We start from the raw sequence: 13,440 nt of genomic DNA, 5'->3' as shown, positions 1-13,440 counted from the left end.
TATCCTTCGTTTCGAAGGGGCCCCGGTAGCCCAGCGGTAGAGGCCATGGATTCAAAACCCATTCAGCGTCGGTTCGAATCCGACCCGGGGCACTTCTCCTTCGATTTCAAGGTCGCCAAGCGAATTTTGCGATCTTCACTCGTCGCGGTGAACGTAACTTCGAATTACGGCCAACCGGACGAACAGCGGCGAAGCTCCTGAGTCGTGGAGCACAATCCCGCAATTCGCGAAGAAGCAGTCCTACTGTTACGCCGCGGCGTGACCAACCGAGTGGTGGCCGAGCATCTCGGCATACCCCGGGGCACTGTCGGCTGGTGGCGACATCAGGACCGAAAGAGCCGTGGCGAAGCGTACGCGCCGCCCAGCGACTGTCCGAAGTGCACCGGCCGCGACGTCGACCGGGAAGCGTACGCCTACCTCCTCGGCCTCTACCTTGGCGACGGCCACATCATCTCGAAGTACAAGCAGCACCATCTGTCCATCTTCTGTGATGCCTCCTGGGGTGGCCTCGTAGACGCGGCAGAAGAAGCCATGCGCCTCGTGATGCGGCTCCCGAGCGTGAACCGTCGGCACCGGCTGGGGTGCGTCGAAGTCAAGTCTTACTCCACCCACTGGACGTGCCTGTTCCCACAGCACGGGCCCGGCAAGAAGCACGAGCGGCGGATCATCCTCGAAGGCTGGCAGCAGGAGATCGTCGACGCCCACCCCTGGGAGTTCATCCGGGGGCTCATCCACTCCGACGGGTGCCGGATCACCAACTGGACCGTCCGGAACGGCAAGCGGTACGAGTACCCGCGGTACTTCTTCACCAACAAGTCCGACGACATCCGGCGGCTCTGCACCGACACCCTCACCGCCGTCGGCGTCGAGTGGACGATCACCGCACGCGGCAGCGATCCGTACAACGTCTCCGTCGCCCGCAAGGCGTCCGTCGCGCTCATGGACGCCCACGTCGGGGCGAAGTACTGAGGGCGGCGCCCGCCCGGGGTTGAGTCTCCAGTGGGTGGAGACCGCAGAGTGGGGCCCATGGACGGCGTGGACTTGTACTCGATCGGGGAGCTGGCTCGGCGTACCGGGTTGTCGGTGCGGACGATCCGGTTCTATTCGGATGCGGGGGTGGTGGCGCCGGCTTGTCGGAGTCGTGCCGGGTATCGGCTGTACGACCTCGATGCGGTGCTTCGTCTGGAGCTCGTGTGCACGTTGCGCGAGCTGGGTTTGGATCTGGCGACGGTTCGGCGGGTGCTGGAGCGTGAGGCGTCGGTGGCTGAGGTGGCTGCGGCGCATGTGGATGCGCTGGATGTGCAGATCAGGGTGTTGCGGTTGCGTCGGGCTGTGCTGCGGGTGGTGGCGGGGCGTGGGTCGGGTGTGGAGGAGTTGGCGTTGTTGTCTGGGCTTGCGCGGTTGTCGGGTGAGGAGTTCCGGCGGTTGGTCGGGGGGTTGGTGGAGGGTGCTGATCCGGTGGCCGTGGGGGTGTTGGGTGTGGCGGCTCCTGAGTTGCCGGATGATCCGTCGGCGGAGCAGTTGGCGGCGTGGGTGGAGTTGGCTGCGCTGGTGGGTGATGAGGGGTTTCGGGCGGCGTTGCGGGGGTGGCGGCCGGGTGTGCCGGAGGTGGAGGTGTGTGCGGGTGCGGAGTTGATGGGTGATGTGCGGCGGGTGGTGGAGGGGCCGGGGGTTGAGGAGGGGGTTGTCGAGGAGTTGGTGGGTCGGTTCGCGGTGGCGTTGGGGCGGGTGCCGGGTGCGGAGTTTCGGGGGTGGTTGGCCGGGGAGTTCGCGGCTGCGGGTGATGTTCGGGTGGAGCGGTATTTCCGGTTGGTGTGGGTGGTGAATGGTTGGGAGGTGGTGCCGGGGTTGGTGCCGGTGTATGCGCGGTTCGCGGAGGTGCTTGCGGCGGGGTGACGGGGGGCGTGTCGGGGGTCGTCTCTGCTGGGTCGCTCAGGGCGCGTCGGAGAACTGCACTCGTACTGCGAGGAGGTTTCCTGAGGCGTCGTAGTCGGCGGTTACGGGGAAGTAGCCGTCGCCCCAGGTCGTCATTGCGCAGAGCAGTCGGGCGGGGCCGAGGTCGATGGTTCCGGCGCCGTGGGGGGAGGCACGTACGTCGCGCATGATCTGCCAGTGGTGGGAGTGGGGTCGGAAGTCGACGGCCATGCGCCGGCCGGTTTCGTCCTTCCATCTCGACAGGGTGCGTGCCTTGTCGATGGCCTTGGGGAGGGGCAGGCCGGTCCATCCGTGGATGCCGTCCTCGCCGGGTTCGCCGAGTTCGGGTGCGGCGAACGTGGTGGCTGCTTCGTCTGCTGCGGCGCCCCAGAAGGCCACGTCGGCCATGCCGTCGACGGGTTCGTCGTGTTGCCAGGTGTTCAGGGCGTCGGTGTCGCCGAAGAGTATGCGTGCCCAGTCGACGCCGATGTCTCCGAGGGATAGGGATGAGTGCACCTGGCCGTCGCTGGTGCGGATCGAGATCTCGGACCAGCGTGTCCCGATTCCGTTGCTGTGGTCGACCTGTGTGGCCAGAACCGGCAGGTGCCGGTTGCGGGGTATGCCGCCGACTGCGATGACGGGTACGCCGAATATGAGGAAGCTGCCGCCGCCTTCCTCGGCTGTGCGGCGCGCCCTGTGGGCGTGTGGCTCGCGTATCGGCAAGGCCTCGAGCCGGGCGTGGAGGCGGGCGGTGCGGCAGTGCTCGTTGAAGGTCGCCTCGAGTTCGGCGGCTTTGGAGGCCGGGATGTCGTGGAGCATGGGGCCTGGCTGCCGGTGGAAGGTCCGGACGGCTTGGGAGGCGTCGGGTCCGGTGACCGCGAAGTCGATGGCGCCGGTGACGTCGGCAGCCGTGGCCGGGTCTTCGATACCCAGGTAGGCCGGATCGATGTCGGCCGGCGACTGTTCGCCGCTCCACAGTCCCAGGTGGCCCGCGTCTATGAGGACGAGGTTGCCGGAGGGGCAGGTGATGGTCCCGAGCTCGAACGTTTCTTCCATGGCGCGCGAGTCTACGGTCACTGGGGCGGCCGTCTGGAGGGGGATGGGGCGGCTGTTGCGCGGCCGTTGTCCGGGTGGCTGGTGGCGGTAGGGCCTAGGGTCGGGTTGAGGTCAAGACGTTCGATGAAGGGGTGTGTGATGAGTGAGAAGGCCCGGAAGTTGTTCGATGCGTTGGATTTGAATGCGGATGGTGAGTTGACGCGGGTGGAGGTGATCACGGCTTTGCGGTCGAAGGGGCCGACGTTGGCTGCTCGTGGGGTTCTGCCGTTTTGGGGTGTGGGGGATGTGGATGCGTCGTCGGCGTTGTTCGATGCGGCGGATGCGAATGGGGATGCGGTGTTGACGTTCGAGGAGTTCGAGGCGGTGGTGGATCGGCGGTTCGGCTGGTAGCTACGGCGTCAGGGGCGGCGGGGGGTGAGGCCGTCGAGGATGGTGGTGACGTGGGCGGGGGCGTCGGTGGGGTCGAGGGGGGCGTGGGCGATGAGGAGGCGGTACCAGAAGGGGCCGAAGATCAGGTCGGTGGCGTGGTCTAGGTCGGTGTCGGCGGGGATTTCCTGGCGGGTGATGGCGCGGGTGAGGAGGGTGGTGACGAGTTCGCGGCGGGTGTGGACCCAGGCGCGGAAGGGGTCGGCGAAGGTGGGGTCGAGTTGGGCTTCGGCCATGAGGCCGGTGAGGGCTTTGGCGCGGAGGGGGTCGTTGCCGATGCGGTAGAGGTCGGTGATGAAGGCGGTGAGGTCGCCGGGGAGGGTGCCGGTGTCGGGTTCGGGGACGCGGGTGTTGGTTTCGTGGGCGTAGGCGTCCATGACGAGGGCGGGTTTGGATTTCCACCAGCGGTAGACGGTGCTTTTGGCGACGTTGGCGCGTTTGGCGACGCCTTCGATGGTGAGGGCGCCGTAGCCGTGTTCGGTGAGTAGGGCTGCGGTGGCTTCGAGGACGGAGTGGTGGGCGTCTTCGTTGCGGAGGCGGCCGCCTGTTCGGGGTGCGGGGTTTTGGGGTGTGGTTGACACGGCATCACGATAGCCCCTACCTTAAATCGAAACGCTGCGTAGCGTTTCGATTGTTCGACGGGGTGGGGGGATGAGTCATGAGCAGGATCGTGATCGCACACGGGGACGGCATGAGGGGTGAGGAGCACTGGTACCGGTCGGTGGCCGAGGAGCTGGGCGCCGAGGGGCATGAGGTGCGGGTGCCGGACTTCCCCGAGCCGTTCGCGCCGGAGGCGGCTGCGTGGCTGAAGGGGCTGCGGGCGGAGACCGAGGGGATGCGGGCCGGTGAGACGGTGCTGGTGGGGCACAGTCTGGGCGGGGTGAATGTGTTGCGGCTCCTGCAGGAGCACGACACCGCCGTTGAGGGGGCTTTCGCGGGGGTGGTGTTCGTGGCGTCGATGAATGCCGGTGCGGGGTATGACGCGCTGGCGCCGTTCTTTTCGCCGGAGTTCGACTGGGCGAGGATCCGGGGTGCGGCGCGGGGGTTCCGGGTGTTGCATGCGGCTGATGATCCGGTGACCGGTGAGGCGACTGCGGAGCACGTCATGCGGTTTGTGACGGAGTTGGGGGCGGTGGCGCGGGTGACCGCGTCGGGCGGGCACTTCCCGAGTACGGGTGAGAGCCTGCGGGAGCTGCCCGACGCGGTGCGTCTTATACGTGAGGTGTTGTAGCGGGGGTCAGCGTACGGCGTCGCCGATGTGGTGGATGCGGACGAGGTTGGTGGATCCGCTGACGCCGGGGGGTGAGCCAGCGGTGATGACGACGACGTCGCCGGGGATGCAGCGGCCGATGCGCAGGAGTTCTTCTTCGACTTGGGCGACCATGGCGTCGGTCGAGTCGACGTGGGGGCCGAGGAAGGTTTCGACGCCCCAGGTGAGGTTGAGCTGGGAGCGGGTGGCGGGGTCGGGGGTGAAGGCGAGGAGGGGGATGGGTGAGCGGTAGCGGGAGAGCCGGCGGACGGTGTCTCCGCTCTGGGTGAAGGCGACGAGGAATTTGGCGTCGAGGAAGTCGCCCATTTCGGCGGCGGCTCGGGCTACGGCGCCGCCTTGAGTCCGGGGCTTGTTGCGCTCGGTGAGGGGTGGGAGGCCTTTGGCGAGGATGTCTTCTTCGGCGGCTTCCACGATGCGGGACATGGTGCGGACGGTTTCGACGGGGTATTTGCCGACGCTGGTTTCACCCGAAAGCATCACGGCGTCGGTGCCGTCGATGACGGCGTTGGCGACGTCGGAGGCTTCGGCGCGGGTGGGCCGGGAGTTGTCGATCATCGAGTCGAGCATTTGGGTGGCGACGATGACGGGCTTGGCGTTGCGCTTGGCGAGTTTGATGGCTCGCTTCTGGACGATGGGGACTTGTTCCAGGGGCATTTCGACGCCGAGGTCGCCGCGGGCGACCATGATGCCGTCGAAGGCGGCGACGATGTCGTCGATGTTCTCTACGGCTTGGGGTTTTTCGACCTTGGCGATGACGGGGAGGCGGCGGCCTTCTTCCTTCATGATGCGGTGGACGTCGTCGATGTCGCGGCCGCTGCGGACGAAGGAGAGGGCGATGATGTCGGCGCCGGTGCGCAGGGCCCAGCGGAGGTCTTCGATGTCCTTGTCGGAGAGGGCGGGGACGGAGACGGCTACGCCGGGGAGGTTGAGGCCTTTGTGGTCGGAGACCATGCCGCCTTCGATGACGGTGGTGTGGACGCGGGGGCCGTCGACGGCGGTGACTTCGAGGGTGACGCGGCCGTCGTCGACGAGGATGCGTTCGCCGGTGGTGACGTCGTCGGCGAGGCCCTTGTATGTGGTGCCGCAGGTGTGGCGGTCGCCTTCGTGGTCTTCGACGGTGATGGTGAACTCGTCGCCGCGTTCAAGGAGTACGGGGCCTTCGTGGAAGCGGCCGAGGCGGATCTTCGGGCCTTGAAGGTCTGCGAGGATGCCGACGCTGCGGCCGGTTTCGTCGGCGGCCTTGCGGACGCGTTGGTAGCGCTCTTCGTGTTCGGCGTAGGTGCCGTGGCTGAGATTGAAGCGGGCGATGTCCATTCCGGCTTCGACCAGGGCTTTGATCTGGTCGTATGAGTCGGTGGCGGGGCCCAGGGTACATACGATTTTCGCTCGGCGCATGGGGCGAGCGTATTCCCCTACCAGGCAGTAGGAAATTGGTTCCGGGTGTCCACTCAACAACCTTTGAGCAAAAGCTTGTTGACAATTGTTGAATGTGCGGAGGGGTGCTCTGATGAGCACCCCCGGGGTGCCGGTTCTGTCGTGTTTCAGAGTTGGGGAGGGGTCATGGTGAAGCGGGCGTTCACCTGGGCGTAGACGGTCTGGCGCTGGGGTTCGAGGTCGAGCGGCGGGGGGCCGGCGTCTTCGGCGGCGGTGAAGGCCATGGTGCGCATGCCCGCGCCGGGGGCGGCCTGGAAGGGGACGGCGTTCTCGGCTCCGAGGTCGGCGAGTTCGACGAGGGCGGCGAGGCGGGCGCCGAGTGCTTCGGCGTATTCGCGGGCGCGTTGGACGGCTTCGAGTACGGCTTGGCGGCGGGCTTCGCCGTGGGCGGGTGAGGTGGGGCGCAGGGCCCACCAGGGTCCGTCGATCTGGGTGAGTTCGAGGTCGGCGAGGCGGGTGGTGAGTTCGCCGAGGGTGGTGAAGTCGTTGAGTTCGGCGGTGATGTGGACGCGTCCGTGGTAGGCGCGGATGCGTTCGCCGCGGCCGTGGCGGGTGAGTTCGGGGGTGATGGAGAAGGAGCCGGTTTCGAGTTTTTCGACGGGGTCGCCGTAGCCCTTGAGGAGTTCGAGGACGGTGTTGTTGCGGCGGGTGAGGTCGTCGAGTGCGGTGCGCCGGTCGGTGCCGCGGGCGCTGACGGTGATGCCGATGCGGGCGATCTCGGGGTCGACTTCGATGCGGGCTTCGCCGCGGACGGCGACGCGGGGTACTTCGGGGGTTCCGTAGGGCTGGTGCGATGCGTCCTGGGTCATGGTTTCACTCTCGCACTGTCGTCCGTTCGGGTCCGGTCATCGGATCGAAACCTGGCAGGGGTGTTGCTGCTTGTTACCGGTGGGTCAGAATCTACGCGCGTTGTTCACGCCTCAAAAGGGGAGATGGCATGGCGTTCGACCGTAGGACGTTTCTGGGAACCACGGCTGCGACAGGTGCGGCCGTGGCGTTGGCGGGGGCCACGAGCTCCCCGGCCGCGGCACAGTCCGAGTCGGGGAGGCCGCCGCGGACGTACTCGTTCACGGTGATGGGCACGACCGATCTGCACGGGAATGTCTTCAACTGGGACTATTTCACGGACAAGGAGTTCGACGACAAGGCGCACAACGACGTCGGTCTGGCGAAGATCTCCACGCTGGTGAATCAGGTGCGCGCGGAGAAGGGGCGGGCCAACACGCTGCTGATCGATGCGGGTGACACGATCCAGGGCACGCAGCTTTCGTACTACTACGCCAAGGTGGACCCGATCACGGCGCGGCGGGGTCCGGTGCATCCGATGGCCCAGGCGATGAACGCGATCGGCTACGACGCGGCGGCGCTGGGGAACCACGAGTTCAATTACGGTATTCCGGTGCTGCGCAAGTTCGAGGAGCAGTGCGACTTCCCGCTGCTGGGGGCGAATGCGCTGGATGCGAAGACGCTGCGGCCGGCGTTCGCGCCGTACAGCATGCACCGGCTGCGGACGCCGCACGGGCCGGATGTGAAGGTGGCGGTGCTGGGGCTGACGAACCCGGGGATCGCGATCTGGGACAAGGCCAATGTCCAGGGGAAGATGACCTTCCCGGGCTTGGAGGAGCAGGCGGCGAAGTACGTGCCGCGGCTGCGTTCGCTGGGTGCGGACGTGGTGATCGTGTCGGCGCACTCCGGGTCGAGCGGGACCTCTTCGTACGGGGATCAGCTGCCGTACATCGAGAACGCGGCCGGGCTGGTGGCCGAGCAGGTGCCGGGCATCGACGCGATCCTGGTGGGGCACGCCCACACGGAGATCCCCGAGTACCGGGTGAAGAACAAGGCGACCGGCAAGGACGTGGTGCTGTCGGAGCCGCTCAAGTGGGGGCAGCGCCTGACGCTGTTCGACTTCGAGCTGGTGTGGGCGAAGGGCCGCTGGTCGGTGGCGCACGTCGCGGCGAAGGTTCTGAACTCCAACACGGCCGCCGAGGACCCCGAGATCACGGGGCTGCTGTCGGACGAACACCGCAAGGTCGTGGCGTACGTGAACCAGGTGATCGGCACGTCGACGCAGGCGATGTCCTCGGCGGAGGGGCCGGTCAAGGACGTGCCGATCATCGACCTGATCAGCCACGTCCAGGCGGAGACGGTGAAGGCGGCCCTGGCCGGCACGGAGTGGGCGGCGCTGCCGGTGCTGTCGCAGGCCTCGTGCTTCTCCCGTACGGCGGCGATCCCGGCCGGGCAGGTGACGATCAGGGACGCGGCCGGCCTGTACCCGTTCGAGAACACGCTCGAGGCGCGTCTGCTGACCGGTGCGCAGCTGAAGGACTACCTGGAGTACTCGGCGCGGTACTACGTGCGGACGGCGCCGGGTGATGTGGTGGATCCGGCGAAGCTGACCAATGCGGAGAGCATTCCGGACTACAACTACGACGCGGTGTACGGGGTCACGTACGACATCGACATCGCGCAGCCGGTCGGTTGGCGGATCACGGGTCTGTCGTTCCAGGGGAAGCCGGTGGATCCGGCGGGGCAGTTCGTGCTGGCGGTGAACAACTACCGGGCCTCGGGCGGCGGGAACTTCCCGCACGTGCCTCAGGCCAGGCAGCTGTGGGCGAACTCGGATGAAATACGCAACACGATCATCCAGTGGGTGAAGGCGAAGGGGACGGTGGACCCGGCGCAGTTCGCGTCGGTGGACTGGCGGCTGACGCGGGCGGGCGTGCCCGTCTTCTAGTCACCGTTCGCCCGGACGGGGCCGGGGTCTGCGGCGGCGGGCGCCGGCCCCGTCCGGTTTCGGGGGGTGGTGGGGGCGAGGTGGGCCGGGTCAGGGGTGTTCGACCAGGGGGAGGAGTTCGACGGCGGGTTGGGGGCGGGTGTGTTCGCGCTGTTCGAGGCCGAAGGTGGTGAAGGCGGTGCGGGTGGGCTGGGGGTAGGGCTCTTTGCCCGTGAGGGTGTTGAGGATGGCGGCGCTGCGCCAGGCGGCGAGGCCGAGGTCGGGGGCTCCGACGCCGTGGGTGTGGCGTTCACCGTTCTGGACGAAGATGCTGCCGGTGACGGCGGGGTCGGTGATCATCCGGTAGTGCTCGTCGATGCGGGGGCGGCCGGAGGAGTCCTTGCGCAGGTAGGGGTCGAGGCCTGCGAGGAGGCGGCCGAGGGGGCGTTCGCGGTAGCCGGTGGCGAGGACGACGGCGTCGGTGGTGAGGCGGGAGCGGCTGCCCTGTTCGACGTGTTCGAGGTGGAGTTCGACCTTGGTGGTGGCGACGCGGCCGGCGGTGCGGACGCTGACTCCGGGGGTCAGGACGGCGTCGGGCCAGCCGCCGTGGAGGGTGCGGCGGTAGAGCTCGTCGTGGATGGCGGCGATGGTGTCGGCGTCGATGCCCTTGTGGAGCTGCCATTGGGCGGGGACGAGCTTGTCGCGGACGGGTTCGGGGAGGGAGTGGAAGTAGCGGGTGTAGTCGGGGGTGAAGTGTTCCAGGCCGAGCTTGGAGTACTCCATGGGGGCGAAGGAGGGGGTGCGGGCGAGCCAGGTGAGGCCTTCGCGGCCGGCGGGGCGGGCGCGCAGGAGGTCGAGGAAGACCTCGGCGCCTGACTGGCCCGATCCGATGACGGTGACGTGTTCGGCGCCGATGATGCGTGCGCGGTTGTCGAGGTAGTCGGCGGAGTGGATGACGGGGACGGTGGGGGCTTCGGCGAGGGGGCGCAGGGGTTCGGGAACGTAGGGGGCGGTGCCGACGCCGAGGGCGAGGTGTCGGGTGTGGGTGCGGCCGAGGGCTTCGGCTTCGCCGTCGGCGTCGAGTTGGGTGAAGTCGACTTCGAAGAGCTCGCGTTCGGGGTTCCAGCGGACGGCGTCGACCTGGTGGCCGAAGTGGAGTCCGGGCAGGCGGCCGGCGACCCAGCGGCAGTAGGCGTCGTATTCGGCGCGCTGGATGTGGAAGCGCTCGGCGAAGTAGAAGGGGAAGAGCCGTTCCTTGTGCTTGAGGTAGCTGAGGAAGGTCCAGGGGCTGGCCGGGTCGGCGAGGGTGACCAGGTCGGCGAGGAAGGGGACTTGGAGGGTGGCGCCGTCGAGGAGGAGTCCGGGGTGCCAGCGGAAGTCGCGGCGCTGGTCGTAGAAGGCGGTGGCGAGTTCGCCCGCTCCTTGGTGCGGCAGGCCGTGGGCGAGGGCTGCGAGGGAGAGGTTGAACGGGCCGATGCCGATTCCGACGAGGTCGTGGGGTGCATCGAGCTGGGCGGTCATCGGTGGGTGCTGCCTTCCAGGAGGGTGACGAGGGTGTCCAGGTCCCGCGCGGTGGCGTGGGGGTTGAGCAGGGTGGCTTTGAGCCAGAGGCGGCCGTCGGCGTGGGTGCGGCCGAGGACGGCACGGCCTTCGTGCAGGAGGGTGCGGCGCAGGGTGGCGACCTGGGTGTCGTCGGCGTGGGTGGGCCGGAAGAGCACGGTGGTGAGGGTGGGTGCGGAGTGGAGTGTGAATCCGGGGTGGGCGTCGAGGAGCCGGGCGAGGTGCTGGGCGAGTGCGCAGGTGTCGTCGATGAGGCGGGCGAGTCCGTCGCGGCCCAGTGAGCGCAGGGTGGTGGCGATCTTGAGGGCGTCGGGGCGGCGGGTGGTGCGCAGGGAGCGGCCGAGGAGGTCGGGGAGGCCGGCTTCGGTGTCGTCGGTGGCGTTGAGGTAGTCGGCCTGGTGGGCGAGGGGGGCGAGGAGGGTGGTGTCGGGGACGGCGAGGAGTCCGGCGGCGACGGGCTGCCAGCCGAGTTTGTGGAGGTCGACGGTGAGGGAGTGGGCGCGGTCGATGCCGTCGAGTGTGGCGCGGTGGCGGGGGCTGAGGGCGAGGAGGCCGCCGTATGCGGCGTCGATGTGGAGGTCGGCGCCGTAGCGGTCGCAGAGGTCGGCGATGGGGTGGAGGGGGTCGATGAGTCCGGCGTCGGTGGTGCCGGCGGTGGCGGTGACGAGGACGGGGCCGGGGGTGGCGGCGAGGGCCTCGGCGAGGGTGGCGGGGTCGAGGGTGCCGGTGGGTGTGGGGAGTGCGGTGGCCGGGGGGAGGCCGAGGAGCCAGGCGGCGCGCGGGATGGAGTGGTGGGCGTTGGCGCCGTGCAGGACGGTGAGGCCGGGGCCGTGGCGTTCGCGGGCGAGGAGGAGGGCGAGCTGGTTGGCTTCGGTGCCGCCGGTGGTGATGAGGGCGTCGGGGTGGGGTGCGGTCGGGTAGAACTCGGCGGCGAGGGTGCGGGTGAGGAGGGCCTCGATGGTGGAGGCGGCGGGGGCCTGGTCCCAGGAGTCGAGGGAGGGGTTGAGGGCGGAGGCGGCGAGGTCGGCGGCGGCCGCGACGGCGAGGGGCGGGCAGTGCAGGTGGGCTGCGCAGAGGGGGTCGGCGGGGTCGGCCGCGCCGGCGGCGAGGGTGTGGACGAGGGTCCGGAGCGCTTCGTGGTCCCCGGTGCCGTGTTCGGGCAGTACGTCGCCCAGCGCGGCCCGGACACGGTCCGAGCCGGCGCCGGGACCGCCGGCCGGAAAGGGGCCGCCGCGCTCCTCGGCCCCGGTGCGCAGGGCGTCGAGGACGGTGTCGAGGAGGGGCCGCAGAGCCGCGGCCCCGCCCCGCCCCCCGGCCAGCGGAGGCAACCCGCCACGAATGCCGACGGCGGACGCGGCCGCCGTACCGGCACTGCCACCGGCCGACGAGGGCGTGCCGAGGCCACCACTGGCTGGCGAGGGCGGCGTGCCGGGACCGCCGCCGGCCGGCGGCGGTGGCGTGCAGAGGCCGCCGCCGACCGGCGAAGGCGGCGTACCAGGACCGCCGCTGGCCGGCGAGGACGGTGTGCCAAGGCTGCCGTCGGCCAGTGAGGGGGGCGTGTCGGCGCTGCCCACGGCCGACGAGGGCGGCGTGCCAGGAGTGCTGTCGACCGGCGAGGGCCGCATACCAGGACCGCCGCTGGCCGGCGAGGGCGGCGTGCCGGGGCTGGCTCCAGTCTGCAGAGGTGGCGGGCCGGGGCTGGTGCTGGCGGGCGGCGGCGGGCCGGGCGGCGGCGCTGTCATGCGGGGACCTCCGGAGGCTGGGCGGGCGGGGCCTGGCCGCGCACTGCCCTTGTGCTGCGCGGCGGTTGCGCCGGTTGCGCTGCGCGCCGGGAGAGGGCGGGGCACCCAGCCGGTACAACGATCCGACCCGAATGGGGTAACCGCCGGGGTTTGTCCGGGGTCGTTTTCCGGCCCCTTCATGCCGCTGCGGGGGCTTGAGCCGGGCCGGGCGGCGGCCGTTGCGAGCCTGGCGAAGCGTGAGGCCGGGCGACGCGGCGGAGGCGGCATGGGCCGAGCCCGGCTTGTCCGGCGCAGGCGCGGGGACCTGCCCGGGCACCGGGTGCCCGGGGCAGCGCCCTGGGGCTATTGCCGCTGCCAGGTGGGGGGCCACGCTCAGCGAGCGCTTCGCCGGGCCAGGACGGCCGCGCGCGCCGGCCCCCAGTGACCGGTGGCATCGGAGCCCAGATGGGGACGCGGCCTGGCGCCCCCCATTCGGAGGCCAGGGCTGATTACGGCCGTTGCTGCCCTGTCGAAGCGTGCGGCCGGGCGACGCGGCGGAGGCCGCACGGGCTCAGCCCGGCCTGCTATCGCCGCTGCCAGGCCGGACGGCCACGCTCGACGAGCGTTCGCCGGGCCAGGCCAGCCGCGCACGCCAGTCCGGAGTGACTGGTGGCATCAGAGCCCAGATGGGGACGCGGCCTGGCCGACCCCATCCGGAGGCCAGGGCCCAGTACGGCAGTTGCTGCCCTGGCGAAGCGTGAGACCGGGCGACGCGGCGGATACGGCACGGGCCCGGCCCGGTCTGCTACGCCGCTGCAAGGTCGGGGGGCCACGCTCGGTGAGCGCTTCGCCGGGCCAGGCCGGCCGCGCGCGCCGGTCCCCAGTGACCGGTGGCATCGGAGCCCAGATGGGGACGCGCCTGGCCGCCCACTCGGAGGGCAGGCCGGGGGCCGCTGTTGCTGGCTTGGCGAAGTGTGTGGTTGCGGCACGGTCCCTGGCCGGGCTGTGGCCGCTGCCGGTCAAGCCATCGGCTTCGGTGGGCGCTGTGCCGCGTCCGGCCGGGCCGTTGGGCGGTGGCGCCAGAGGGCTCGGCCGGCGCCGTCGCGCGCCGCGAGTGGCTCGCCGGTCTCCCGGATGCGGACCAGCCCGGCCCCTCGGGGGCTTTCGCCCCGCTCGGCACCGGCGGCAACCCGCACCCGTGGGCGAGTGTGCCGCGGTAGTCGCAGTCGCCGGCGGTGTCGATCCGGCGGCCGGCCGCGGGCGGGGAGGTGCGGCGCGGGTGCGAGAAAGGCTTCAGCGGGTCGGCCCGGACCCCGGCCCGGTGGCCGGGCCTCTCACCGGTCCGC

The 13,440-nt window shown here is 70.0% G+C and carries 11 protein-coding genes and 1 tRNA gene; 6 read left to right on the top strand and 6 right to left on the bottom strand.

Annotated features, from left to right (window positions below; all coding sequences use genetic code 11):
* Window positions 1-19 precede the first annotated feature (19 nt).
* The 3 genes from ACIP5M_RS24835 to ACIP5M_RS24825 all read left to right on the top strand — a co-directional run bounded on the left by ACIP5M_RS24835 (window position 20) and on the right by ACIP5M_RS24825 (window position 1,896).
* A tRNA-Leu gene (locus tag ACIP5M_RS24835) sits at window positions 20-92 on the top strand.
* A gap of 151 nt (window positions 93-243) precedes the next feature.
* The gene (locus ACIP5M_RS24830) at window positions 244-969 is read left to right on the top strand and encodes a helix-turn-helix domain-containing protein (protein ID WP_401201153.1); all 726 of its coding nucleotides are present in this window, start codon (window positions 244-246) and stop codon (window positions 967-969) included.
* A gap of 57 nt (window positions 970-1,026) precedes the next feature.
* Complete coding sequence (locus ACIP5M_RS24825; protein ID WP_401200729.1) at window positions 1,027-1,896, top strand: MerR family transcriptional regulator; 870 nt, start codon at window positions 1,027-1,029, stop codon at window positions 1,894-1,896.
* 36 nt (window positions 1,897-1,932) lie between these two features.
* Here the strand turns inward: ACIP5M_RS24825 and ACIP5M_RS24820 are convergent, their stop codons facing one another.
* Window positions 1,933-2,970, bottom strand: a complete 1,038-nt coding sequence (locus ACIP5M_RS24820) for a hypothetical protein (protein WP_401200726.1) — start codon at window positions 2,968-2,970, stop codon at window positions 1,933-1,935.
* 138 nt (window positions 2,971-3,108) lie between these two features.
* Between ACIP5M_RS24820 and ACIP5M_RS24815 the strand changes: the two genes are divergently transcribed.
* Window positions 3,109-3,360 (top strand): EF-hand domain-containing protein, encoded by a 252-nt coding sequence (locus ACIP5M_RS24815; protein WP_401200724.1) that lies wholly within the window; start codon window positions 3,109-3,111, stop codon window positions 3,358-3,360.
* An 8-nt stretch (window positions 3,361-3,368) separates the two neighbouring features.
* On the opposite strand, the gene ACIP5M_RS24810 is transcribed toward ACIP5M_RS24815, so the two are convergent.
* Window positions 3,369-3,977, bottom strand: coding sequence for a TetR/AcrR family transcriptional regulator (locus tag ACIP5M_RS24810; RefSeq protein WP_401200721.1), 609 nt, complete (start codon window positions 3,975-3,977; stop codon window positions 3,369-3,371).
* Window positions 3,978-4,054: 77 nt separating this feature from the next.
* Between ACIP5M_RS24810 and ACIP5M_RS24805 the strand changes: the two genes are divergently transcribed.
* Entirely contained in the window at window positions 4,055-4,627 is a 573-nt protein-coding gene (locus ACIP5M_RS24805) for an RBBP9/YdeN family alpha/beta hydrolase (protein WP_401200718.1), read from the top strand.
* Window positions 4,628-4,633: 6 nt separating this feature from the next.
* On the opposite strand, the gene pyk is transcribed toward ACIP5M_RS24805, so the two are convergent.
* Window positions 4,634-6,061: a pyruvate kinase gene (gene pyk / locus ACIP5M_RS24800; RefSeq protein ID WP_401200716.1), complete on the bottom strand. Its 1,428-nt coding sequence runs from the start codon at window positions 6,059-6,061 to the stop codon at window positions 4,634-4,636.
* A gap of 146 nt (window positions 6,062-6,207) precedes the next feature.
* Window positions 6,208-6,909, bottom strand: a complete 702-nt coding sequence (locus ACIP5M_RS24795) for an SIMPL domain-containing protein (protein ID WP_401200713.1) — start codon at window positions 6,907-6,909, stop codon at window positions 6,208-6,210.
* A gap of 128 nt (window positions 6,910-7,037) precedes the next feature.
* On the opposite strand from ACIP5M_RS24795, the gene ACIP5M_RS24790 reads away from it, so the two are divergent.
* Entirely contained in the window at window positions 7,038-8,834 is a 1,797-nt protein-coding gene (locus ACIP5M_RS24790) for a bifunctional metallophosphatase/5'-nucleotidase (protein WP_401200711.1), read from the top strand.
* A 90-nt stretch (window positions 8,835-8,924) separates the two neighbouring features.
* On the opposite strand, the gene ACIP5M_RS24785 is transcribed toward ACIP5M_RS24790, so the two are convergent.
* Together ACIP5M_RS24785 and ACIP5M_RS24780 are read right to left on the bottom strand one after the other, a co-directional pair.
* Window positions 8,925-10,334 carry a lysine N(6)-hydroxylase/L-ornithine N(5)-oxygenase family protein gene (locus ACIP5M_RS24785; protein ID WP_401200708.1) on the bottom strand — a complete coding sequence of 470 codons (1,410 nt, stop codon included), beginning with the start codon at window positions 10,332-10,334 and terminating at the stop codon, window positions 8,925-8,927.
* On the bottom strand, window positions 10,331-11,701 hold the full coding sequence (locus tag ACIP5M_RS24780; protein ID WP_401200706.1) for a pyridoxal phosphate-dependent decarboxylase family protein: 1,371 nt from the start codon (window positions 11,699-11,701) through the stop codon (window positions 10,331-10,333). The genes ACIP5M_RS24785 and ACIP5M_RS24780 overlap by 4 nt, the downstream gene beginning before the upstream one ends.
* Between the last annotated feature and the right edge of the window lie 1,739 nt (window positions 11,702-13,440).

The sequence above is a fragment of the Streptomyces sp. NPDC088762 genome (genome assembly GCF_044750905.1).
Classification (GTDB): domain Bacteria; phylum Actinomycetota; class Actinomycetes; order Streptomycetales; family Streptomycetaceae; genus Streptomyces.
This window is presented reverse-complemented; position numbering and strand designations above follow the sequence as displayed.

What these genes read in the sequence shown, in the direction of transcription:
- ACIP5M_RS24790 (WP_401200711.1), top strand. Translation starts at nt 7,038, where the DNA reads ATGGCGTTCGACCGTAGGACGTTTCTGGGAACCACGGCTGCGACAGGT.
- ACIP5M_RS24795 (WP_401200713.1), bottom strand. Translation starts at nt 6,909, where the DNA reads ATGACCCAGGACGCATCGCACCAGCCCTACGGAACCCCCGAAGTACCC.
- ACIP5M_RS24805 (WP_401200718.1), top strand. Translation starts at nt 4,055, where the DNA reads ATGAGCAGGATCGTGATCGCACACGGGGACGGCATGAGGGGTGAGGAG.
- ACIP5M_RS24825 (WP_401200729.1), top strand. Translation starts at nt 1,027, where the DNA reads ATGGACGGCGTGGACTTGTACTCGATCGGGGAGCTGGCTCGGCGTACC.
- ACIP5M_RS24785 (WP_401200708.1), bottom strand. Translation starts at nt 10,334, where the DNA reads ATGACCGCCCAGCTCGATGCACCCCACGACCTCGTCGGAATCGGCATC.
- ACIP5M_RS24820 (WP_401200726.1), bottom strand. Translation starts at nt 2,970, where the DNA reads ATGGAAGAAACGTTCGAGCTCGGGACCATCACCTGCCCCTCCGGCAAC.
- ACIP5M_RS24815 (WP_401200724.1), top strand. Translation starts at nt 3,109, where the DNA reads ATGAGTGAGAAGGCCCGGAAGTTGTTCGATGCGTTGGATTTGAATGCG.
- pyk (WP_401200716.1), bottom strand. Translation starts at nt 6,061, where the DNA reads ATGCGCCGAGCGAAAATCGTATGTACCCTGGGCCCCGCCACCGACTCA.